The 20,503-nt window shown below is 61.6% G+C and carries 20 protein-coding genes; 6 read left to right on the forward strand and 14 right to left on the reverse strand.

From position 1 onward, the window contains the following. Positions 1–27: 27 nt before the first annotated feature. From AF337_RS06195 to iolD, 5 genes are read right to left on the reverse strand one after another with little or no spacing between them, the layout of a single operon-like run. Positions 28–963 (reverse strand): sugar ABC transporter substrate-binding protein, encoded by a 936-nt coding sequence (locus AF337_RS06195; protein WP_049731436.1) that lies wholly within the window; start codon positions 961–963, stop codon positions 28–30. A 58-nt stretch (positions 964–1,021) separates the two neighbouring features. Further along, a complete protein-coding gene (locus AF337_RS06200) occupies positions 1,022–1,792 on the reverse strand; it encodes an HpcH/HpaI aldolase family protein (protein ID WP_049731437.1) in 771 nt (256 codons plus the stop codon). Beyond that, a complete protein-coding gene (locus AF337_RS06205) occupies positions 1,782–2,759 on the reverse strand; it encodes a hydroxyacid dehydrogenase (RefSeq protein ID WP_049731438.1) in 978 nt (325 codons plus the stop codon). The genes AF337_RS06200 and AF337_RS06205 overlap by 11 nt, the downstream gene beginning before the upstream one ends. A 13-nt stretch (positions 2,760–2,772) precedes the next feature. Further along, positions 2,773–3,606 (reverse strand): NAD-dependent epimerase/dehydratase family protein, encoded by an 834-nt coding sequence (locus AF337_RS06210; protein ID WP_049731439.1) that lies wholly within the window; start codon positions 3,604–3,606, stop codon positions 2,773–2,775. 3 nt (positions 3,607–3,609) lie between these two features. Next, complete coding sequence (gene iolD / locus AF337_RS06215) at positions 3,610–5,457, reverse strand: 3D-(3,5/4)-trihydroxycyclohexane-1,2-dione acylhydrolase (decyclizing) (protein ID WP_049731440.1); 1,848 nt, start codon at positions 5,455–5,457, stop codon at positions 3,610–3,612. 231 nt (positions 5,458–5,688) lie between these two features. On the opposite strand from iolD, the gene AF337_RS06220 reads away from it, so the two are divergent. After that, positions 5,689–6,486, forward strand: coding sequence for an IclR family transcriptional regulator domain-containing protein (locus AF337_RS06220; RefSeq protein ID WP_160320255.1), 798 nt, complete (start codon positions 5,689–5,691; stop codon positions 6,484–6,486). 194 nt (positions 6,487–6,680) lie between these two features. On the opposite strand, the gene AF337_RS06225 is transcribed toward AF337_RS06220, so the two are convergent. From AF337_RS06225 to AF337_RS06265, 9 genes are all read right to left on the reverse strand, one after another. Then, a complete protein-coding gene (locus AF337_RS06225) occupies positions 6,681–7,937 on the reverse strand; it encodes a Zn-dependent hydrolase (RefSeq protein ID WP_049731442.1) in 1,257 nt (418 codons plus the stop codon). After that, complete coding sequence (locus tag AF337_RS06230) at positions 7,934–8,767, reverse strand: BtpA/SgcQ family protein (RefSeq protein ID WP_049731489.1); 834 nt, start codon at positions 8,765–8,767, stop codon at positions 7,934–7,936. Before AF337_RS06230 ends, AF337_RS06225 begins: the two co-directional genes overlap by 4 nt. A gap of 5 nt (positions 8,768–8,772) precedes the next feature. After that, entirely contained in the window at positions 8,773–9,678 is a 906-nt protein-coding gene (locus tag AF337_RS06235; RefSeq protein ID WP_049731443.1) for a PfkB family carbohydrate kinase, read from the reverse strand. A gap of 16 nt (positions 9,679–9,694) precedes the next feature. Continuing rightward, a complete protein-coding gene (locus tag AF337_RS06240) occupies positions 9,695–10,459 on the reverse strand; it encodes a glutamine amidotransferase (RefSeq protein WP_049731444.1) in 765 nt (254 codons plus the stop codon). Positions 10,460–10,487: 28 nt separating this feature from the next. After that, positions 10,488–11,579 carry a phosphotriesterase family protein gene (locus tag AF337_RS06245; protein ID WP_049731445.1) on the reverse strand — a complete coding sequence of 364 codons (1,092 nt, stop codon included), beginning with the start codon at positions 11,577–11,579 and terminating at the stop codon, positions 10,488–10,490. Between the two features lie 2 nt (positions 11,580–11,581). Next, positions 11,582–12,592: an ABC transporter permease gene (locus tag AF337_RS06250; protein WP_049731446.1), complete on the reverse strand. Its 1,011-nt coding sequence runs from the start codon at positions 12,590–12,592 to the stop codon at positions 11,582–11,584. Then, positions 12,589–13,386 (reverse strand): ATP-binding cassette domain-containing protein, encoded by a 798-nt coding sequence (locus AF337_RS06255; protein WP_049731447.1) that lies wholly within the window; start codon positions 13,384–13,386, stop codon positions 12,589–12,591. The genes AF337_RS06250 and AF337_RS06255 overlap by 4 nt, the downstream gene beginning before the upstream one ends. A gap of 70 nt (positions 13,387–13,456) precedes the next feature. Beyond that, positions 13,457–14,398 (reverse strand): ABC transporter substrate-binding protein, encoded by a 942-nt coding sequence (locus tag AF337_RS06260; RefSeq protein ID WP_049731448.1) that lies wholly within the window; start codon positions 14,396–14,398, stop codon positions 13,457–13,459. A 134-nt stretch (positions 14,399–14,532) separates the two neighbouring features. Beyond that, positions 14,533–15,147, reverse strand: coding sequence for a cupin domain-containing protein (locus AF337_RS06265; protein ID WP_406550017.1), 615 nt, complete (start codon positions 15,145–15,147; stop codon positions 14,533–14,535). 385 nt (positions 15,148–15,532) lie between these two features. Between AF337_RS06265 and AF337_RS06270 the strand changes: the two genes are divergently transcribed. From AF337_RS06270 to AF337_RS06290, 5 genes are read left to right on the forward strand one after another with little or no spacing between them, the layout of a single operon-like run. After that, the gene (locus tag AF337_RS06270) at positions 15,533–16,513 is read left to right on the forward strand and encodes an AAA family ATPase (RefSeq protein WP_049731450.1); all 981 of its coding nucleotides are present in this window, start codon (positions 15,533–15,535) and stop codon (positions 16,511–16,513) included. Continuing rightward, positions 16,510–17,460, forward strand: coding sequence for a DUF58 domain-containing protein (locus AF337_RS06275; RefSeq protein WP_049731451.1), 951 nt, complete (start codon positions 16,510–16,512; stop codon positions 17,458–17,460). The genes AF337_RS06270 and AF337_RS06275 overlap by 4 nt, the downstream gene beginning before the upstream one ends. Then, positions 17,460–17,969: a DUF4381 domain-containing protein gene (locus AF337_RS06280; RefSeq protein WP_049731452.1), complete on the forward strand. Its 510-nt coding sequence runs from the start codon at positions 17,460–17,462 to the stop codon at positions 17,967–17,969. The genes AF337_RS06275 and AF337_RS06280 overlap by 1 nt, the downstream gene beginning before the upstream one ends. Then, positions 17,956–18,945, forward strand: coding sequence for a vWA domain-containing protein (locus AF337_RS06285; protein ID WP_049731453.1), 990 nt, complete (start codon positions 17,956–17,958; stop codon positions 18,943–18,945). Before AF337_RS06280 ends, AF337_RS06285 begins: the two co-directional genes overlap by 14 nt. After that, the gene (locus AF337_RS06290) at positions 18,942–20,495 is read left to right on the forward strand and encodes a VWA domain-containing protein (RefSeq protein ID WP_049731454.1); all 1,554 of its coding nucleotides are present in this window, start codon (positions 18,942–18,944) and stop codon (positions 20,493–20,495) included. Before AF337_RS06285 ends, AF337_RS06290 begins: the two co-directional genes overlap by 4 nt. The last annotated feature ends 8 nt before the right edge of the window (positions 20,496–20,503 follow it).

Below are 20,503 nucleotides of genomic sequence, written 5' to 3' on the forward strand. Positions count from 1 at the left end.
CCAACACCATCCATGCCATCTCTCATGCTATCGGATTGATTTCTTGGCCAGTTCAAGGACCTGTGGCGCTTCCTTGGCGGTGATGAACTTCGGGCCGCTCTCGATCAGATCGTTCGTCGGCATCAGGCCATACCGGATGTAGTTCGTCAGCAGGACGGTGCTGAGGTAACCGTGGAAGAACGGCTGGTGTTCGACGGCGAAGGATGCCTTGCCATCAATGATGGCCTGCAGGAAGCCCGGCGACAGGTCGAAGGAAACAACCTTCACCTTGGTATTGCCCGTCGACTGGACTGCATCGACTGCAGGTTCGCCGGCCTGGCCAGCGCTGAGCGCTACGACGGTGTCGATCTCGGGATCGCTGGACAGGGCTGCGGTTACCTTGGACTTCACTTCCTGGAAGTCGTTGGTCGTCGGAAGCACGGTGACAGGTCCGCCGAAACCGTCGGCGACGCCGCGGCAACGATCATCGAGCGCCGTGTTTCCGACTTCGTGGTTGATGCAGATGGCCTTCTTCTGACCGAGTTCCTTGAGCTTTTCGCCAACGCGCTTGCCAGCCGGGTATTCGTCCTGACCGATATGGATCAGCGTTCCGAAGTCCTTGGCGACCGTTGCACCGGAGTTGACCGAGACGACCGGAATGCCGGAGGCAACCGCGCTCTTGATCGCGTCCTTGAGGGCGTCAGCGTCCGGGATCGTAACGATGATGCCATCTGGCTTCTGATTGACCGCCGAGGTGATTAGTTCGGACATGCGAACCATGTCGAAGGTTTCAGGAGCGACGTAGTCGAACTTCACGCCCATCTGCTTGGCGGCCATATCGCCGCCGTTCTTCACGATGTTCCAGTAAGGATCGTTCGCGAGGCCGTGGCTGATCATGATGATGCGCTCTTCGGCGAAGCTGCTGGTCGCAGCGCCGATTAGTGCTGCCGCGGCAAGAACCGCGGCCTTAATGAAAGTCTTCATGCCATTCTCCTCCCACATATGGAGATGGTGCATCCAATGCACCATCAGTTACCCGCACCTATTTGCGGACATTCACACGTGCTCCGTTCGCCTCAGCGTTGAGAGCCGATTTCAGAAGATTTGCGTCGCTGTTCGGAACGACGAAGTCGAAGCCATCGCTGCTGCGGCGTGCCGCAACCGCGCTGGATGGGCAGAAAATTCCGGCGTGCTTGCCGTGCTTCTTAGCCACTGAAAGGCACTGCAGGATTGCTTCCCGTACGGTTTCATCCGTCGGATCGCCGAGCGTGCCTTTGCCCAAAGCAAGCCCCAGATCGTTCGGGCCGACGAAAATCCCATCGAGGCCATCAACTGCACAAATCTCGTCGAGCGCATTCAGGCCATCGAGCGTTTCAATCATGCCCAGGCGGACGATCGACTTGTCGGCGTGTTGGAAGTAGTCGGCGCCCCCGTAGAGCAAGCCGCGCGCGGGACCGAAACTGCGGTTGCCCAGTGGCGGATAACGTGTTGCGGCGACGAAGGCCTCGGCTTCCGCTGCGTTGTTGATCATCGGGCAGATGATCCCGAAAGCTCCCGCGTCCAACGCCTTCATGATGACAGGCGCATCGCACGACGGCACACGCACAATCGGTGTAGCCGGGGTTGCCGAGATAGCCTGCAGCATCGAAATCATGGTCTGAACGTCGGTCATGCCGTGCTGCAGATCGACGAGGACGCAATCGTATCCCGACCAGCCGGCGATCTCAGCGGTGTAGGCGTTTCCGATCGACAACCAGGCAGAGACGACCGCCTCGCCACGTTCCCAGACATCGCGAATGTTGTTATTTCGCATCGACCGAAGCCTCCAAAACGGAGCGATTGACGACCAGCGCCGGATCCAGATTTCCATCGAGACCAGCGAGCGCGTTACGCGCTGTCATCACGCCCATCGCGATCAGGGATTCCTCAGTAAGCGCAGCGTTGTGGGGACTGAGGATGACCCGCTCCTCGGACGCCAGACGATCGGTTACGGGCAGCGGCTCCGTTGCGAACGTGTCGAGACCAGCGGCCCGAACCTGCCCCTCAGCCAAGGCGTCGGCGAGCGCGTTTTCATCGATGATCCCACCGCGAGCAGTGTTGATGATGATCGACCCGCGCTTGATCTGCCGGAGCGCATCAGCGTCGATGAGATTGCGCGTCGCATCCGAAAGCGGAATGTGAAGGCTGACGACGTCGGCCGCGGCAAGGCCGTCTTCAAGGTGATCCACGAATGAAGCACCATCGGCTTCGGTCCGCTTTGCGTAGGGATCGTAGACGATGATGTTCATGCCGAAGCTTGCGGAACGTTTCGCAACTTCCCGACCGATACGTCCGAAGCCGACGACCAGGAGCGTGCGTCCCCGAAGTTCGATGCCGATCAGCCTGGAGCGCGCGGCGAAGTCGCCTTTGCGAACCGCGGCATCGAGCTGGACGCCCGACTTGGCTGCCGCCAGCATGAGGAACATCGTCTGCTCGGCCACCGAGATGGCGTTCACATCGCCGACGACGGTGACGGGAATTCCGCGGGACGTGCAATGGTCGATCGGGATGTTGTCGTAGCCGACGCCGTGCCGCGATACGATCTTCAGATTAGGCGCAGCCTGGAGGACGTCTACCGGAAGCGGAGCATCGCGCACGGTGATGGCGTCCACATCGCTGACACGCTTCAGCAGGTTCTCGCGCGAGAAATCGGTGACGATTTCATACGAGACGTCGGATCTCTGGTCGAACAGGCGCAGGGCTTCCGGTCGAAGCGGCTGCACAACAAGTATCTTCTTCAATGGTAGTTCTCCCTCACCAACGTCTGCCCAAAGGCGGTGCCGAAGCGCCCGACGGCACAAGCTTCTCGCGACGACACGCAGCCCGATCCTTCAGCCAGCCTGTGAAACTCAATTCTGGTCGATGTCGCTCTAGCGGCGCATAGCCGATGACCCGACCAGCCTCCTCCAGATCCCAGCGCATACCTTCGTTGCACGAGACGATATTGATCGCGTGGAAGCCCTCGAACCGGATGGTCGCAGACTTCACGACAGCCTGTGCCCAGTCCTGATTTGCCAGCCACATCTGCTGGCCCCATGTCCCGAAGGCCATGTGAGACCCAGGCTTGTTCTCGCCCGGCTGGCAGTAGCCGATGCGGAGAGACAGGAATGCCATGCCAGTCTCGTTGCTAACCATCCGACCGTATCGTTCCACGAAGAGCTTGGACGCTCCGTATGGATTGACAGGCCGAGGCGGCAGCCCCGAATTCAATCGCTCGTTCCCGAAGCGGTAGCCGCCGAGCACCCAGTTGGAGCTGGCGAACACGAACCGCTTTACCCCTTCATGTCGTGCCGCGCGCAGCACATTGAGAGCGAGATCGATGTTCAGCGGCGAGACCGTGTCCCAGTCTCCCGCAGCTCGAGGATCGGCAGCCAGATGCAGGACCGTATCCACGCCATTGAAATGCTTCACCCAGTTCTCGTCGTAGTCTTCGAGATTGGCAGTGATCACTTCAGGATCCGCGCCGCCGTTGCGTCCGATGCGCGTCAAAGACACACCGTCGACCGCCTGGAGCGCCACGGTCGCCTTGTGTCCAAGGTTTCCCGTCGAGCCCGTTATGAGGACGCGAGTCGTGGCCGGAACCGACATCTGTCAGACCCCCTTGCGCTGATGCTTGCGCTGACCTTCCTGCGTCTCACGTGCGGTCGCGATCGAGGCGCGGTTCGTCACCTCGGGCATCCCGACATCCCACCAGGAGCCGCCATCCATCCATTCGTAAGGGTGTGTGCGGAGAGCGATCACGTAGGTCCGATCGCTTTGTCGCGCGCGACCGATAGCGGCCTCCAGCTCGTCGATCGTCGTGACGTTCTCGGATTCAGCACCCATCGACCGGGCATGCATCGCGAAGTCAATGCGCGGCACCTCGCCCACATGCTTAGATGATCCGAACAGGTTGTTGAACTCCGCGCCGCCCTTCCCGGTCTGAAGACGGTTGATGACCGCGAAACCGCCGTTGTCGCAGACGATGCAGATGATCTTGTTGCCCGTCAGGACCGACGAGTAGATGTCAGAATTGAGCATCATGTACGAGCCGTCGCCGAGCATCGCGATGATCTCGCGCTGCGGATTGGCGATCTTCTGCCCATAGGCTCCGGCGATCTCGTAACCCATGCACGAGAAGCCGTACTCGGATTCGAAAGTCCCCACGCCGATAGACTTCCAGGTACAGTAGAGCTCGCCGGGAAGCCCGCCCGCGGCGGACACGATCACATCATCGGTCTTCGCACTTCTCTGGACTGCGCCGATAACCTGCGGGTAGTTCGGCAGATCCTGGTTCGTCCGACCCGTCCGCTGCTCGACGATCGCATCCCAAGCGGCCTTCTCATGAATGGCCTCGTCGGACCACGCGGACGGAGCAGTCCAATCACCGAGTTTCGCGGCGATTGCCTCCAGCGAAAGCTTCGCATCGCCGACGACAGGTTGAGCCAAATGCTTGTTCGCATCGAAGCGGTTCGCATTCAGGGACAGGAATTTCACGTCGGGATCGCGGAAAACACTCCAGGATCCGGTGATCATGTCCGCCATCCTGGTTCCGATGGCGATCACGAGGTCTGCCTTCTGGCCGATGTTGTTGCCTGCATTTCCGCCCATCACGCCAATCGAGGCGATGTTGAGCCGGTGATCGTGCAGCAGTGCCGATCTGCCCATGATCGTCTCCGCGACCGGGATGCCGAATCGATCGCTGAATGCCGCCAGCTCACCGGTGGCGCCAGAATAGTGGACGCCGCCGCCGGCGATGATGAGGGGTCGCTTGGCTTCCTTGATCAGACGGATAGCTGTTTCGATCTGATATTCGGCAGCGGGGTAACGCGGGATCCGGTGAATGCGCTCGGCAAAGAACGCTTCCGGATAATCGAAGGCCTCACCCTGAACGTCCTGGGCAAGGGAGATTGTCGCCGGGCCGCAGGCGGCGGGATCAAGCATTAGCGCAACAGCCTGCGGCAGAGACGTAAGGATCTGCTCGGGGCGCGTGATGCGATCGAAGTAGGAGGAGACGGCCTTGAACGAGTCGTTGGTGGTCAGCGACATGTCGTGGAAGTGCTCGACTTGCTGCAGGACCGGATCAGGCAGACGCGAGGCGAAGTTGTCGCCGCAGAGGAAGAGAACCGGGAGGCGGTCAGAAAGGGCAACACCTGCCGCCGTCACCATGTTCGACGAACCCGGCCCAACCGAAGCCGAGCAAACATGGATCTGCTTGCGACGGCGGGCACGGGCATACGCCACCGCTGCGAGCGCCATCGACTGCTCGTTCTGGCCACGATAGGTCGGCAGCTCGTCCTGAACCTCTTCGAGAGCGGAACCGAGGCAGGTCACATTCCCATGTCCAAAGATAGCATGGACGCCGGAAAAGAGCGGCAGGACGTCGCCTTCGTCTGCGATCTTCTGCGCGACTAGAAAACGAACAATCGCCTGCGCAAGCGTCAAACGAACGGTACCCATGAATTTCCTCCTTCAGGCAGTCTTCCATCAGGTCGCGTGACGTTGGTGGCCGTAGCCCCCCGCACTCCTGCGACTGATGACCTCCTCATCTGTCTTCGCGTCGATCGGACATTCTTCCTCGTCCAGCGATGACGACACATATTTCACATCCAAAATTCAATGTCAACATATCGCGCAATTGCGCGATTATCGCACATTGACATGATATCGAGGACGTGAGATGAGATGCTTATGGACAACGACATTCAAAAGCGCGACTTCGCGCAGACCCTCGCGAGAGGTCTGAACTGCTTGGAAAAGCTGGCCGAAACGGATGCTCCGGCGACCTGCACCGAGGTCGCCCGCGCGATGGATGTCAGCCGCGCGGCGGCCCGAAGGATATTGCTTACCTTGGAGAGCCTGGGATACGTGAAGGAGGAGCGCGGTTTGTACGCTTCGACACCAAAAGTCCTATCGCTTGGACGGGGCGTCCTTCATCGGACGAATGTCTGGACGGCGGCGTCCTCGGTCGTCATGCGTCTTGCCGATGAGTTGAACGAACCTTGCTCGATTTCTGTGTTGGAAGGGCTCGACATCCTGTTCGTCAGCCGCGACGCCACGCGCCGGATCTATACGTCTCGGCTTGGGGTCGGCGATCGTCTTCCCGCCCACTGTTCGGCCAGTGGCAAGATGCTACTTGCTTCATTACCTTTCAACGAATTGGACCAGAGGCTCGGCGGTATCACACTGCGTAAACAAGGACCTGCCTCCATTACGGATGTCGATATCCTGAAATCGAAACTGGGCGAGGCTCGGCAGGCCGATTTCGCAACCGCAGTCGATGAGATGGAGAACGGCACCATCTCGATAGCCGTTCCACTTCGCGAGCGGAGCGGTCGCGTCATAGCCGCAATGAGCGTTGCGTCTCACCGAGACCGGATGGCACCTGGGGAATTGGAAGAAAGAATTCTGCCGCCGCTCCGACGGTCCGCGCGAGAGGTTCAAGATATATTGCGAGATTACCAAGATCGAAACTGGGCAGTACTTTAGAGGGCGCTCGGCTCAAAGCCGAAACCGATAATCTAAGCGATTGCCGTAGGCCCTAGTGTAAATCGTGTTCCTCTTTCGCCTTGATGGGAATCGAACCCTCGGACATCAACCTAAGACTGGGGAAGCATAACCCCAGGAGAGCGTTAGGCAATGTACCCCAAAGGTCCTCACTTACGAGACAACCGATAAAACAATCACGCGATCTGGTTCGTAAGCGCCAACGACTCGACCACTTTGAGCAACACCTGAGCACCGGAAATCATATGCGTGTCGGTTACGAACTCGGCCTCGTTATGGCTGATACCATCGCGACACGGGACAAAGATCATGGCAGTTGGGGCTATGCGACTAACAAACAGCGCATCGTGAAAGGCACCGGAAACCATTTGGCGGCTCTTGAGACCAAGGTCTTTGCAGGCCTCCTCGATGGTTCCTGTGATCGATGATGCAAAGCGGCCTGGTGCCATGTCGACGCGCTGGCTGATGGCAACATCACAGTCCCAGCGCGCGGCCGCTGCCTCGCATTCCTTCCGCACATGCTGGTCCATTGCGGCAAGGGTAGCGGCGTCCGGATGGCGGATATCGACCGTGAAGGCAACAGAACTGGGAATGACGTTGATGGAACCCGGTTCGGCGGTGATACGGCCGACCGTCAACCGTGCCTCCGGATCCGCGGGCATGACCGCAGATTGAAGACTTGCGATTGCGGCTGCTGCCGCACTCATGGGGTCCTTGCGGAATTCGAGCGGCGTCGTGCCGGCATGCGCGGCGACGCCCGAGAAGACCACTTCAAGCCATTTCGTGCCCTGTACCGCCGTGACCACACCGATCGGCACATCTTCTTGTTCAAGGATCGGGCCTTGTTCGATATGTAGTTCGACAAAGGCAGAAATGGCATGGCCTATTGGACGCACCGCGGCTTCGGGCAGCGTTGCCAGCGTTGTTGCCAGCTCATCGGCCAGCCGCGCGCCGTCCGTCGCATGTATCGACTCCCAGTCCGCCGTAGTTCCCACGCCGGCGAAGGCCATGGATCCCATGCAGCCCGGCGAATACCGGCTACCCTCCTCGTTGGTAAAGGCGACGACCTCGACGGCACGGTCGGTCTCGATGCCGGCGTCGGCGAGCGCTTCGAGCACCTCGAAGGCACTGAGCGTACCGAGCGCGCCATCGAAGCGGCCGCCGGTCGGCTGGCTGTCGAGGTGGCTGCCGATGAGGAGAGGCGGCAGGGAAGCATTCCGGCCCGCCCGGCGAATGAACAGATTGGCGATATCATCCTGGAAGACGGTGAAGCCGCGGGCAAGCGCACGCTCGGCAAGCAGCCGGCGCGCCGCACGGTCTTCGACGCCCAGGGCCTGCCGGTTGACACCACCTGCAGGCGTCGCGCCGATCGCCGCGAAATCGGCGACAGACGCAAGGAGGCGCGCGGCGTTGACCTCCGGATTGATGCTCATCGGCCGAGGCCTGCAATGAAGCGCTTGACCCGATCGAGCTCAACCGCATTCCACCAGACGCCGTCGTATTTGAGGGCGCTTGCAATGATCACGCCATCGGCGACGGACAAAATATCGTTGGCATTCTCATGCGTGACGCCGCTACCCACCAGTGTCGGCAGCGAACCCGCTTCCTTGATCATTCTGATATAACCAAGATCGGCGGCGTGGCCGGTGCGCTGACCGGTGGCGATGACGACATCGACATCGAAGAAAACGAGATCCTTCACCTGTTCTTCAACCGGCCGGTCCGCCACGATGGCGTGTGCACCGTGCTTGACGTGGGCATCGGCAAAGATGCGGATGCCTCGGGCGCGAAGATGAGCACGGTAACGCATGGCGCGTGCCGCTTCTCCTTCCACGAAACCCTCGTTGGCAATGTAGGCGTTGGCCCACTGGTTGACCCGAATGAAGGAGGCAGACGCGGCAGAGGCGATGGCAAGCGCCGGGATCGCCGCATTGGCGAGCACATTGATGCCGATCGGGCGACCGAGCTCGCGGCGGATGCGGTCGGCGATAACGGCCATATGCGCTGATGTTTCGTGGCCGATATCGTCGGGCTTGGCAAATGGCACATCACCATGGTTCTCGACGATGATGGCGTCGCAGCCGCCGGAAAGATAGGCCCGCGCATCCGAGAGACCGCGCTCGTATATCGCCTCAACGCCTTCGTCGTCATAGCGCGGTGCGCCCGGCAGCGGCATCAGATGCACCACGCCGATCACCGGCTTATCGCGCCCGAAAAGCGTCTTCAGCGTATCCTTGTCCTGCCGTCCGATGGGATTGCTCATGGCGTTCACACGTTTTCCAATTTGAATATCTTGGTGAGAGCGGCAAGCTCCGCCCGGGTTGGGAAGGAGGCGAGCGTGCCTGCACGGCCTACCGCGATACCCGCCGCCTGTGTTGCAAGTCTAGCCGCATCAGGAAGGGAAACGCCTTGCGCGATAAGTCCAGTCAACGTGCCGGCAAAACAATCGCCGGCCCCGCTGGTATCCACGGCCTCGCGCTTTTCAGCCGGGATCTGGAGGCGGGAAGCTGCGTTCAGAACGAAGGCGCCCTCCGAACCGAGCGTCACGATGACTGTGGCCGCACCCATCGCGCGCAGGCGGTCGGCAGCGCGGTCAGCATGGGTTTCGCCAGTCAAGGCTTCGGCCTCCGGCCTGTTGATGATTAGAAGCGACACCGCCGCCAGATCCAGCGCCTCAGCAGGAAGCGGGCTCGGATTGAGGACCGTGAAAAGCCCGGCCGCGTGCGCTGCCTTCAGGCATTGCGCTGTCACATCGGTACCAAGGTTGCCCTGCATCAGCAACATGTCTCTGGCGCACCACGTCGATACGAGTGGACACATCGCCAGTGGGTCGAACGCCTCGGCGCAGGCGGCGGCGGTAACGATGACGTTTTCGCCGTGGCGATCGATCAGGATCACCGAACGATCACTGGGCAGGTCGAGCCGCGAGAGGTGCAGGCCGGACATTTCGATGACGAGCAGGCTTTCCATCCGGTCGCCGGCAGCATCCCGGCCCGCGGGTGCCCAGAGCATCACCGACGCGCCTGTCCGGGAGGCGGCGACAGCCTGGTTCGCCCCCTTGCCGCCGACGCCTTCGCCGGCAGCGGCTGCGTTTAACGTTTCGCCCGGCCGCGGCAGCCGCTCCAGGCGAAAGCTCGTATCGACGCAGACATTGCCGATGACGTGGATGGTCATGGCTTTGGACCTTCCTTCAGTCCGTTGCCCAGGCGAGCATCTGCTCGAACAGGGTCTTGTAGCCCGGCCACGCGATGAATTCCGGCGGCAGCCAGTGCGGGCCAACATCGGACGTCCAGACAAGTGTGCGGCCCTCGCCATAGGTGCCCGTGACGAGCAGCGGCAACGAACCATATTCCGAGGAAACGGTCATAAGCTGGTTTGCACTCTCCTTTAGCGTTACCTCGTTAAAGCCGAGCAGATAGGGGAATTCTCCGGAAATGCCCGCAAGGATCGGATGGGAAGCGTTGCCCGAAACGACGGGTGTAAAGCCCTCCGGCACCTCGACGCGATCGTCGACGGAAAGGCAGGCTACCGGCAGCACTTCTTCGACCGCTGTGTTGCGGAAGCGCGCGCCGCCATTGATGCCCTGGAAGGAATAGTAGCCACCGAACATCAGGAGCGCACCGCCTTGGGCGACGTAATCGCGCAGCAATTTCAGACGGTTCGGCGTACGACGGGAATGTATCCAGGTGTCGGGATGCAGAAGCAGCGTATTGGCGCCGATATCCGAGAGCACGATGGCGTCATAGGTCTGAAGGCCTTCGAGTGTGCTCGGAAACTCCTTCTGCGCCTCGTGTGCCGGCATGAAGGTAACGTCGAAGGGGCTATCCTTCAGGGCCTTTAGCAATTCGTCCGCGCCGGTATGGTAGGTCACGGTCGGGAACTGGTCGAAGCCCTTGATATGGGTGGCAGTCGACACCCAGGATTCGCCGGCGAGCAGCACTTTCTTCTTGGTCATGGAAACTCCTTGGACAACGGGCCAGCGCTCAGCGCGCGGCGGAAAAGACGGATTTCGGATTGTCGATCAGCATGCGGTCAATGGCCGCCTGATCGACGCCATGGCGCTTCAGGCGCGGCAGGAAGTGCTTGAGAATGTAGCCGTAGCCAAAGCCGCCGTAGCGCGTCAGCATGATCTTCAAGAACACATCCTGCGACAGCAGCAGCCGGTCGCCAAACCCCTTGTCGACAAGGGTGGCGATAGCGCGGGCATTCTCCTCGTCAGAGGGCGACTGGGCGTCCTGATCGGCATAGTAATAATCCATGCCGATCATGTCGTATTCCAGGAAGGCGCCGCGCCTTGCCAGCGTCATCTGGTAGTCGAGATCGTTGTGGCTGGGGTTCATGTGGCAAAGGACGGTATGGCGCGGATCTGCTCCCTCCTCTTCCACCACGTCGAGCACGCGGTGCGCCAGACGCTCCCAGCCCGGCAAGTGAATGGAGAGCGGCAGGCCGGTGATACGTGCCGCCCGGGCCGAAGCGCGCAGCGACTTTTCTTCCTCGGCAGTGAAATGACGACTGACGCCGACCTCGCCGATAATGCCGGCGATGATTTTCGGCTGGCTCTCGGAGCCGCCGACATCATTGACGATGAACTGCGTAACCTCTTCGACGTCCATGGCTTTCAGCCAGTCGGGATGGGTGTGCTCCAGATAGAAGCCTGTACCCATGATGATCCGGAGTCCCGACATGCGCGCGATGCGGGCGAGCCCCGCCGCATCTCGGCCGATACCGAAATTGGTCGTTTCCACCACGGTGCAGCCGCCGAGCGCCTGGAACCGTTTGAGCTCTCCGAGCGCCATATCCCCGTCATCGAGCGAGACATTGTCCCGGTTCATGTAGGGGTTCATGCGTAACTCGCCGATAATCTCGATCGAGACTTTCTGTTCGGCGATCGCCTTTTCGTCCGGGTGGCAGGGGCAGATCCAGCTGGTCGCGCCATCGAGGAAAATGTGCTCATGCATCAGCGTCACACCGAGATCCTCCACCGGGACGGGGCCGGTGACGGTCATGGCTGTGCCGGAATTCACCCCGATGGGATGCCGCTTTTTCGGTGCGTCCGGGAACAGATGATCCAACATTCTCAGCGCCCCTTCGCGCCGCCGCGAAACAGGCGGAAATTCAGCCAGATCGCGATGAGGATGATGAAGCCGGTGACAATTGGCGTGAAGAAGGGCGACAGATGCGACAGGATGAGGCCGTTTGCGAGCACCGCAACGGTGAGCGCCCCGAGAATCGTGCCCACGAGAGAGCCGCGTCCGCCAAAAAGGCTGGTGCCGCCAAGCACCACGGCTGCGATGACATCCAGCTCAAAACCCTGTCCCGCATTCGACGAGCCGGAGCCGAGACGGGCGGAAAGGATGACGCCGGCAGCGGCGGCCGAGGTACCCGAGAGCACGTAGACCCAGAGGATGACCCGGCGCGTGTTGACGCCTGCCCGCCGCGTCGCCTCGGCATTGGCACCGACGCCCGTAACGTAACGGCCGAAATGAGTTTCGTTGAAGGCTATGTAGGCAATGGCGAGGATGACGATAGCGATCAGCGCCGGAGCGGGAATGCCGAGTACCCAGGCGCGGCCGAGCGCAACGAAGGGGCTCGTCGGCTCGATGGGGATCGAATAGCCGCCGGTGATGAGCAACGCGAAGCCACGGATCACGGAAAGGCCGGCAAGCGTAACGATGAAGGCCGGGATGCGCTCATAGGCAATAAAATAGCCCTGAATAACACCCACTACGCCGCCGAGCACCAGCATCAGCACGATGGCAAGCGGCCAAGGTACCCCCGCCTGCAGGGCTGCAGCCGAAAGCGTGGCCGTCAAGGCCAGAACCGAGCCCACCGAAAGATCGATACCGCCGGTCGTAATAACGAAGGTCATGGCCGCCGCGACGATGAGCAGCGGGGCTGATTGCCTGATGACGTTGAGCAGATTCTGCGCGGTCAGGAAGGCATCTGTCGTCACCGAGAAGAACAGGCAACAGACGACGAAGAACAGCGCAATCGACATGACGCCGCCATTGGCCACGACCTTGTCGAGGATCGTCGCCTCGCGCATGCGGGGCAATTGGCTGGCATAGGCGTTGGGTTCGGAACTCATGCGGAGGCGCCTTCTTCCCGGTTACGGCCTGCGGACCGGGCGGTAAATTTCCGCCCGACGATGAGATTGACGACGTCCTCGATATTGGTGTCCTCGATCCGGCGCTCGGCGACGCTGCGCCCCTCATACATCACCTGGATGCGGTCGCAGACGAGGAAGAGGTCCTGCAGGCGATGTGTGATGAGGATGACGGAGACGCCGCGTTGCGAGACGGTGCGAATGAGTTCGAGCACCGCCTCCACCTCGGCAACCGCGAGCGCCGCCGTCGGCTCATCCATGATGAGCACCGAGGGGTTGAAGGACGCGGCGCGGCCGATGGCGATGGACTGGCGTTGGCCGCCCGAGAGGTTTTCCACCTTCATGCGCGTATCGGGAATGACGATGCCGAGATTGGAGAGCATGTCGCGCGCCCGATCATGCATCAGCTTCTTGTCGAGCATCGGTATCCCGGCCATCCGCCGTTTCGGTTCGCGGCCAAGGAAGAGATTGCCAGCGACATCGATCGTATCGCAGAGCGCCAGGTCCTGGTAGACCATCTCGATACGCGCTGCGCGCGCATCCGCCGGCGAGGTAAAGGCGACCGCTCTGCCATCGATCTCGATCGTGCCGGCGTCCGGGATCACGGCGCCGGACAAAACCTTGCTGATGGTGGATTTGCCTGCGCCGTTGTCACCCACCAGGCCGAGGACTTCTCCGGGCTTCAGATCGAGTGAGGCGTTTTCGAGCGATTGCAGCGCGCCATAGCGCTTGGAAATGCCGGTCATGCGAACGCGGCTGACTTGCGTGTCGGTCATATTCAGTGGCCCTTGCTGGAATCCGGCCGCCTGGCCTGATCGACAGGCCGGGCGGCGACGGCAGTTCGGCTTACTTGAACATATCGCGGTACTGATCGACATTCGCCTTGGTGACGATGGTGACCGGCACGTTGATGATCGGCTCGATCTTCTCGCCCTTTTTGACGTTGACGAGCGCCTCGACCGCGGCCTTGCCCTCACCGGCCGGATCCTGCTGGATCACAGCCGTAACGAATCCTTGGTCGATGCCATCGATGGCAGACTTCGTCAGATCCCATCCGAAGACCTTGATGCTATCAGCGCGACCCTGGCTGGCAACGGCGGAAACCGCACCGAGCAGGGCCGGCTCGCCGGTCGCATAGAGCGCCGTCATGTCAGGGTTGGCCGTCATCAGGTTTTCGGCAGCGGACAGTGCGACGTCCTGCACGTTCTGGCCATCAACGGTGTTGAGGAATTCAACCTTCTGGCCGCCCTTGTCCACCGCCGCCTTGAAGCCGTCGAGACGCTGGTTCTGGATGAACGAGTTAAGCGCTCCGACGACGCCCACCTTCGCGGCACCGCCCATGTCGCTCTTCACGTAATCCGAGAAGAACTTGCCAATCTCGCCACCGGCCGCGGTATTCTCGACACCGACGAAGGCTATGTTGTCGCCTTCGGGAATCTGAGCATCGATAGCGATGACCGGAATGCCGGCATTCTTCGCAGCAGTAATGGCCGGTTTCACGCCGTTGACATCGATGGCGACCAGAATGATGCCGTCGACTTTCTGAGTGATGTAGGTCTCGATCGCATCGTTCTGCGCCGAAGGCACGTTGTTGGCGTTGAAGATGACGAGATCGACGCCGGCAGCCTTGGCGGCGGCGTTGGCACCATCATTGATCTGGTTGAAGAAAAGTGCCTGCTGATTGATCGTGACGAGTGCGAATGTATTGGCAAAGGCGCCTGAAACACCCATGGAAAGCGTCATGACGACGGCTGCGGCGCAACCGAGAAGATATTTGGTCCGACCCATTTTTAGGTTCCCCTTGTTTGAAGCCGCGGGCGGCAACAGAATTTACAAGGAGGACTATTCAAGCTTGTTGAACTGTTGTCAAGTAACTTGAATAGCCGTATCGCAAAAGTTATTTCAGCGCTTTTTTCAGAAAATCAGAATGTTGGAGGCGTATTAACCCAGAAAATCGAGGCACGCTGGCTGCCGACATTGCGATACCAATGGGCCAGTTCTGAATTGAACACGAAACTGTCTCCGGCGGACAGGCGAAAGGTCTTGTCGCCGATCATCAACTCGATCTCGCCGACGAGCACATAGCCCACCTCTTCGCCGACATGCTGGATCGGCCCGGCGCTCTCGCCTCCTACATCGATGTGATGGATGTTGCATTGGAGCAAATGGCCTTGCGAATAGGGAATTATGCGTTCGAGCGATATGCCCTCGCCGCGCCGCAGCGGATCAAGTGAGATCAACGGCCGTGTGCCGGCGCGAAACACCACGCCTTCGTCGGCATCGGTCTCCTCGAACATCCAGCCGATATTGGAATCGAGCGCCTGCACCAACCGGTGCAACATGGGTAACGATGGCGAAGCCTTGCCGTTCTCGATCTTGGACAGCAGGCTTTCGGAACAATCCGCAGCCAGCGCCAACGCCTTCAGCGTCAGCCCACGCGTCTGCCGCGTAAGCTTGAGACGCGCACCAAGCCGCACCGGATTCGACTGAATCTTGTCCTCCCGGCTACTTTCAGACGGCAAAGGCGGATTGACCATGTTCATGTTAAAGGCATCGCATTGATCGGCGCTCCAATCATAAGTCCTTCGGTCAAGCCCTGTCCAGTTAGAATGCTTTAAGCCAAGAGGTTACGCTGGCTTGCGCGAACATGATCTGCTGGTGGCTCGTCGGACTTACAAAGCGCCTTGAAGAGATCTTAACCGCCGACACCTTATTCCGATGGATCAAGCGTTCGACAAAATCGGACTTGAGGCATAACGCATGATCATCGAGATCCTCACGGCGCTTGAAGGCGAGCCGCTGATTCGACTGCAGTCGCTTTAGGCCAAGTTTACGGTAGCATTTACCGTTGCGTACTTCCGCACCTGACGGAAAAGGTGAAGTCTTCGGGCTGCAAAGACGATTGCAGCACGGGAGATGAGTGTGGCCGCTCGGGATGATATCCGCGATCTGGGAAAGCGTGTCGGGCAGTCGATCATCGGCCAGGACACGATGGTCGAGCGGCTGTTGTTGGGGTTGCTTGCCAATGGCCACCTTTTGGTCGAGGGGCTGCCGGGACTGGCGAAGACCCGGGCTATCAAGAGTCTGGCGAAGAACCTCGATTCCGAGCTGTCGCGCGTGCAGTTCACCCCGGATCTGCTGCCGGCCGACATCACCGGCTCAGAGGTCTATTTCTCCGAAGGCGGCAAGGGCGAATTCAAATTCCAGCAGGGACCGATCTTTGCCAATCTGATCCTCGCCGACGAGATCAACCGCGCGCCTGCCAAGGTGCAGTCGGCGCTTCTCGAAGCCATGGAGGAACGGCAGGTAACGGTCGGCGGCAAGAGCTATCCGCTGCCGCCGCTGTTTATGGTGATGGCGACACAGAACCCGATCGAGCAGGAAGGCACCTATCCCCTGCCCGAAGCCCAGCTCGACCGCTTCCTCATGCATGTCGAGGTCGGCTACCCCGACGAGGCATCGGAAGGCGCCATCATGCGCCTCAACCGCGACGAGGAAAATGCAGCCCAGGGCGGCAAGGCGCACAGCCAGCCACCCGAGCGGCTCGATCCGCAGGCGGTCTTCGATGCGCGCAAGGAGATCGGTGCGGTCACCGTTTCCGACCCGGTCCAGAAATATATCGTCTCGCTGGTCGTCGCCACGCGCTATCCTGATCGCTACGACAAGGATCTGGCGAAGCTTTTGCAGGTCGGTGTCAGTCCTCGCGGCGTCATCGGTCTCGATAAGGTGTCACGCGCCTATGCCTGGCTCAAAGGGCGCGATTACGTCACGCCTGACGACGTCAAGGCGATCGTCAACGATGTCTTCCGCCATAGGCTGATTCTTTCCTACGAGGCCCATGCCTCCAACACCACCGCCGACCAGGTGATCGGGCGGATCGCCGAACTGGTTGCCGTCTCATGAGCGGGCCGCCCGGCTGCGGCGGCGTCCATGTGACGACGCAGGATCTCGTGGCGCTCGAGGGCCGCGCCCGGGATATTGCCTTCCTGCAACGGGCGCGCAGCCACCAGCAGCTCGCCGGCCGGATGCAATCGGCCATGCGCGGGCGCGGGCTCACCTTCGAGGAGCTGCGGGAATACTTGCCCGGCGACGACGTCCGCTCGATCGACTGGCGGGTGACCGCCAGAACCATGCGGCCGGTCGTGCGGGTCTATAGCGAGGAGAAGGAACGGCCGGCGATCGTCATTGCCGACCAGCGCATCAACATGTTCTTCGGCAGCCGCCGCGCCATGAAATCGGTCACCGCGGCGGAAGCGGCGATCCTTGCCGCCTGGCGCATTTTGGGATCCGGCGATCGCGTCGGCGGCTTCGTCTTCAACGACGAGGAGATCGGCGAGGTCAAGCCGCATCGCAGCCGCAACGCCGTGATCGCGCTCGCCTCGAAGATCGCCGCCATGAACGGCAGTCTGCAGGCGAGCTACACAGGGGCACCGTCGCCAGGCGCCCTCGACCGGGTGCTGGAGAAAGTGGCGGGCATCGCCCACCACGATTTCCTGATCGTCGTCGCCAGCGATTTCGATGGCCATGGCGAGACGACGCGCGAGCTTCTGCTGCAGCTTTCGAGCGCCAACGATGTCATCTGCCTGCTGATCTATGACCCCTTCCTGCTGGATCTGCCGAAGGCCGGCGGCATCGTCGTCAGCGGCGGATCGCTGCAGGCCGAACTCTCCTTCCGGCAGGCGGGCGTGCGCCAGTCGATCGACAAGTTCGCAAGGGACCGTGGCCGCGAACTGCGCGACTGGCAGCGCCAGCTCGGATTGCCGATGCTGCCGATCTCCACTGCCGAAGAAACGGCGCCGCAACTGCGCAGCCTGCTCGAACAATCCGCCTGGCGGCAGCGGAGGCGCTGATGGAGCAGCAGCCGAAGCTCGATCCGCTGACGGAAACGGCGCTGCGCTCGCTCAAGGACATCGCGCTGCCGCCGCCGGTCTCCATCATGCCGCAGACCTGGGGATGGCTGCTGGTGGCAGTGCTTCTCGCCGCCGCAGCGCTCACCTGGGCCGTGGTCGCCTATCGGAGATGGCAGCGCAATGCCTATCGGCGCGAGGCGCTGAAGCGTCTCGACGACATCGAGACGGCGATCGGCAATCCGCAAGGACAGGCCGAGGCCGCCGAGGCGCTTTGTGAGCTCGTCAAACGCACGGCGCTTTCCGCCTGGCCTCGCGCGCAGGTCGCGGGACTGTCCGGCGCCGAATGGGCAAAATTCGTCGCGGCCCATGGGGATGGCGCCGGCGAACGTCTGAAAGTGCTCTTCGACGATCTCGAATACCGGCAGCAGACGCCGCTGGACGCCGATGCCGCAGGCGATCTCGTCCTCGATACGCGGCGTTGGATCGAGGAGCATCATGTATCAGCTTGATCTCCCCTGGATGCTGTTCCTGATCCCGATGCCGCTGCTCGTCTGGTGGCTGTTGCCGCCGCACCGCGAGACCTCGGCCTCGATCCGGCTTCCCTTCTTCGATCAGGTGACCAAGGCAGCCGGCATCGAGCCGACCGAGGGCTCGGTGGTACCACGACGCTCCTGGCTGCAGACCGGCGTCGACGTGCTCGCCTGGCTGCTGCTTGTGGTCGCACTCAGCCGCCCGCAATATGTCGAGCCGCCGCTGGAGAAGACCGAACCGCAGCGCGACATTCTCCTCGCCCTCGACCTGTCGCAATCGATGGATACCCGCGACTTCGCTTCGCCGGACGGTGCGGCGAATGCGAGGGTCGATGCGGTCCGCGCCGTGGTTGGCGATTTCATCGCCAAGCGGCCGGGCGACCGCCTCGGCCTGATCGCCTTTGGCGATGCGCCCTACCCGCTGGCGCCCTTCACCATGGACCATGCGCTTGTCCGGACGCTGGTTGATGGCCTGCTACCTGGCATTGCTGGGCCGCGCACCGCGCTTGGAGATTCGCTCGGCCTGGCGATCCGCATGTTCGAGAAGACCGACGTGCCGGAGAAGGTGCTGATCCTGCTGACTGACGGCAACGACACCGCCAGCAAGATGCCGCCACTAAAGGCGGCCGAGATCGCCAAAACCAAAGCGATCGTCATCCACGCGGTCGGCATCGGCGATCCTGCGGCCACGGGCGAGGACAAGCTCGACACCGCTTCCCTGCAGAAGATCGCCACCACCACCGGCGGCCGCTATTTCTTCGGCGCCGACCAGAGCCAATTGCAGGGGATCTACGACGAGCTGGACCGGATAACGCCGGAAGATCAGAGGCAGCTCTCCTGGCGTCCGCGCATCGAGCTGTTCTACTGGCCGCTTGGCGCATCGGTGCTGCTCGTCTGTGTCTGGTACGGGGCGAGCGGGCTTGCGGGCGTCATGCGCCGGAGGTCACCTGCATGATCTCGGATTTCCATTTCCTGCGCCCGTTCTGGCTGCTCGCCCTTCTCGCTCCGCCGGCAATGCTGTGGATGGCGGCCCGCTCCAGCGATCTGCGCAATCGGTGGAGGGGCATGATTGCGCCGCACCTGCTGGACAGCCTGATCGTCGAGCCGGCAAGAACGCGCGGCTATTCTCCCGCCTGGATCATGGCGATCATCATCGCGCTCGCGGCTCTCGGTGCCGCCGGGCCGACGTGGAAACGCGAAGCTCCGCCCTTCGTCTCGGACACCGCCTCGCTGGTGATCGCGGTCGATCTTTCGCAGACGATGGATGCGATCGACGTTACGCCGAGCCGGATCGAGCGTGCGAAGCTGAAGATCCACGATATCCTGGCCGGTCGGAACGGCGCGCGCACGGCGGTCGTCGCCTATGCCGGCAGTGCGCATCTCGTCGTCCCGCTCACCGACGATATCGACCTGATCGAGACCTACACCGATGCGCTCGCCACCCGCATCATGCCGAAGCCTGGGAAGGACACCGTGGCCGCCATCACGCTCGCCGATGGGTTGATGCAACGCGACGGCGCCGCGGGCACCATCGTGCTGCTGACCGATGGCATCGAGCCGGGGGCCGCGGCTTCGCTGAAGGGCATTGGGAGCAGCATCGCCGTGCTCGGCATCGGCACGCCGGAGGGCGGGATCATCAAGCCACCGGGCGGCGGCCTGGCTTCCGGTAGCGGCGGCGCGCGTCTCAACAGCAAGCTGGATGCGACAGCGCTCAAACAGTTCGGCAGCGATGCCGGCGCCGATGTGGCGACGGTCACCGGCGATGACGCCGATATCCGCTGGCTGGCGCAGCGGATCCGCACGAATTTCTCCGAGCAGACTGCAGACCAGGGCGATCGCTGGCACGATCTCGGCTGGTGGCTGATCATTCCGGCCGCGCTGTTATCGGCCCTCTCCTTCCGCCGCGGCTGGCTGGTGAAGCTTGCCACGATGCTGCTCTCGATCCGTCTCCTCCTGCCCGTACCGGCCGTTGCCGGTGCGCTTGAGGACATGTGGCTGACGCCGGACCAGCAGGGGCGGGTGGCCTTCGAGAAGGAACACTATGTGGAGGCTGCCCAGCACTTCCACGATCCGATGTGGAAGGGCGCGGCCCTCTACAAGGCGGCGCAATATCAAGACGCGCTCGACGCCTTCGCATCGGTGGAGAGCCCGGAGAGCTGGTACAATCAGGGCAACGCGCTCCTGCATCTCGGCGACTTTGCCGAAGCGATCGCCGCTTACGGCAAGGCTCTGGAGCAGCGTAAGGATTGGCCGGACGCGGCGGCGAACCTTTCGGTCGCCCAGCGTCTCCTGAAACAGGAGGAGGATAAAGAGCGGGAACAGGAGCAGGACCCCAACCAGAAGCCCGACAGCATGCAGTTCGACGACAAGGGCAAGAAGGGCAAGGCGGGCGAAGTCGCCGCGGCCGAACAGACATCCGAAATGTGGATGAAGAATATTCAGGTCAGCCCGGCGGATCTGCTGGCGCGGAAGTTTTCCCTCGAAGAGGAGAAGGCGGGACAATGATCCGAGCA

Origin of the sequence: Rhizobium ecuadorense (assembly GCF_001187535.1) — a bacterium.
Classification (GTDB): domain Bacteria; phylum Pseudomonadota; class Alphaproteobacteria; order Rhizobiales; family Rhizobiaceae; genus Rhizobium; species Rhizobium ecuadorense.

Bases quoted from the DNA above. Each gene is read 5' to 3' on its own strand.
- AF337_RS06195 (WP_049731436.1), bottom strand. From the start codon at position 963: ATGAAGACTTTCATTAAGGCCGCGGTTCTTGCCGCGGCAGCACTAATC.
- AF337_RS06200 (WP_049731437.1), bottom strand. From the start codon at position 1,792: ATGCGAAATAACAACATTCGCGATGTCTGGGAACGTGGCGAGGCGGTC.
- AF337_RS06210 (WP_049731439.1), bottom strand. From the start codon at position 3,606: ATGTCGGTTCCGGCCACGACTCGCGTCCTCATAACGGGCTCGACGGGA.
- iolD (WP_049731440.1), bottom strand. From the start codon at position 5,457: ATGGGTACCGTTCGTTTGACGCTTGCGCAGGCGATTGTTCGTTTTCTA.
- AF337_RS06220 (WP_160320255.1), top strand. From the start codon at position 5,689: ATGGACAACGACATTCAAAAGCGCGACTTCGCGCAGACCCTCGCGAGA.
- AF337_RS06225 (WP_049731442.1), bottom strand. From the start codon at position 7,937: ATGAGCATCAATCCGGAGGTCAACGCCGCGCGCCTCCTTGCGTCTGTC.
- AF337_RS06230 (WP_049731489.1), bottom strand. From the start codon at position 8,767: ATGAGCAATCCCATCGGACGGCAGGACAAGGATACGCTGAAGACGCTT.
- AF337_RS06235 (WP_049731443.1), bottom strand. From the start codon at position 9,678: ATGACCATCCACGTCATCGGCAATGTCTGCGTCGATACGAGCTTTCGC.
- AF337_RS06240 (WP_049731444.1), bottom strand. From the start codon at position 10,459: ATGACCAAGAAGAAAGTGCTGCTCGCCGGCGAATCCTGGGTGTCGACT.
- AF337_RS06245 (WP_049731445.1), bottom strand. From the start codon at position 11,579: ATGTTGGATCATCTGTTCCCGGACGCACCGAAAAAGCGGCATCCCATC.
- AF337_RS06250 (WP_049731446.1), bottom strand. From the start codon at position 12,592: ATGAGTTCCGAACCCAACGCCTATGCCAGCCAATTGCCCCGCATGCGC.
- AF337_RS06255 (WP_049731447.1), bottom strand. From the start codon at position 13,386: ATGACCGACACGCAAGTCAGCCGCGTTCGCATGACCGGCATTTCCAAG.
- AF337_RS06260 (WP_049731448.1), bottom strand. From the start codon at position 14,398: ATGGGTCGGACCAAATATCTTCTCGGTTGCGCCGCAGCCGTCGTCATG.
- AF337_RS06265 (WP_406550017.1), bottom strand. From the start codon at position 15,147: ATGGTCAATCCGCCTTTGCCGTCTGAAAGTAGCCGGGAGGACAAGATT.
- AF337_RS06275 (WP_049731451.1), top strand. From the start codon at position 16,510: ATGAGCGGGCCGCCCGGCTGCGGCGGCGTCCATGTGACGACGCAGGAT.
- AF337_RS06280 (WP_049731452.1), top strand. From the start codon at position 17,460: ATGGAGCAGCAGCCGAAGCTCGATCCGCTGACGGAAACGGCGCTGCGC.
- AF337_RS06285 (WP_049731453.1), top strand. From the start codon at position 17,956: ATGTATCAGCTTGATCTCCCCTGGATGCTGTTCCTGATCCCGATGCCG.
- AF337_RS06290 (WP_049731454.1), top strand. From the start codon at position 18,942: ATGATCTCGGATTTCCATTTCCTGCGCCCGTTCTGGCTGCTCGCCCTT.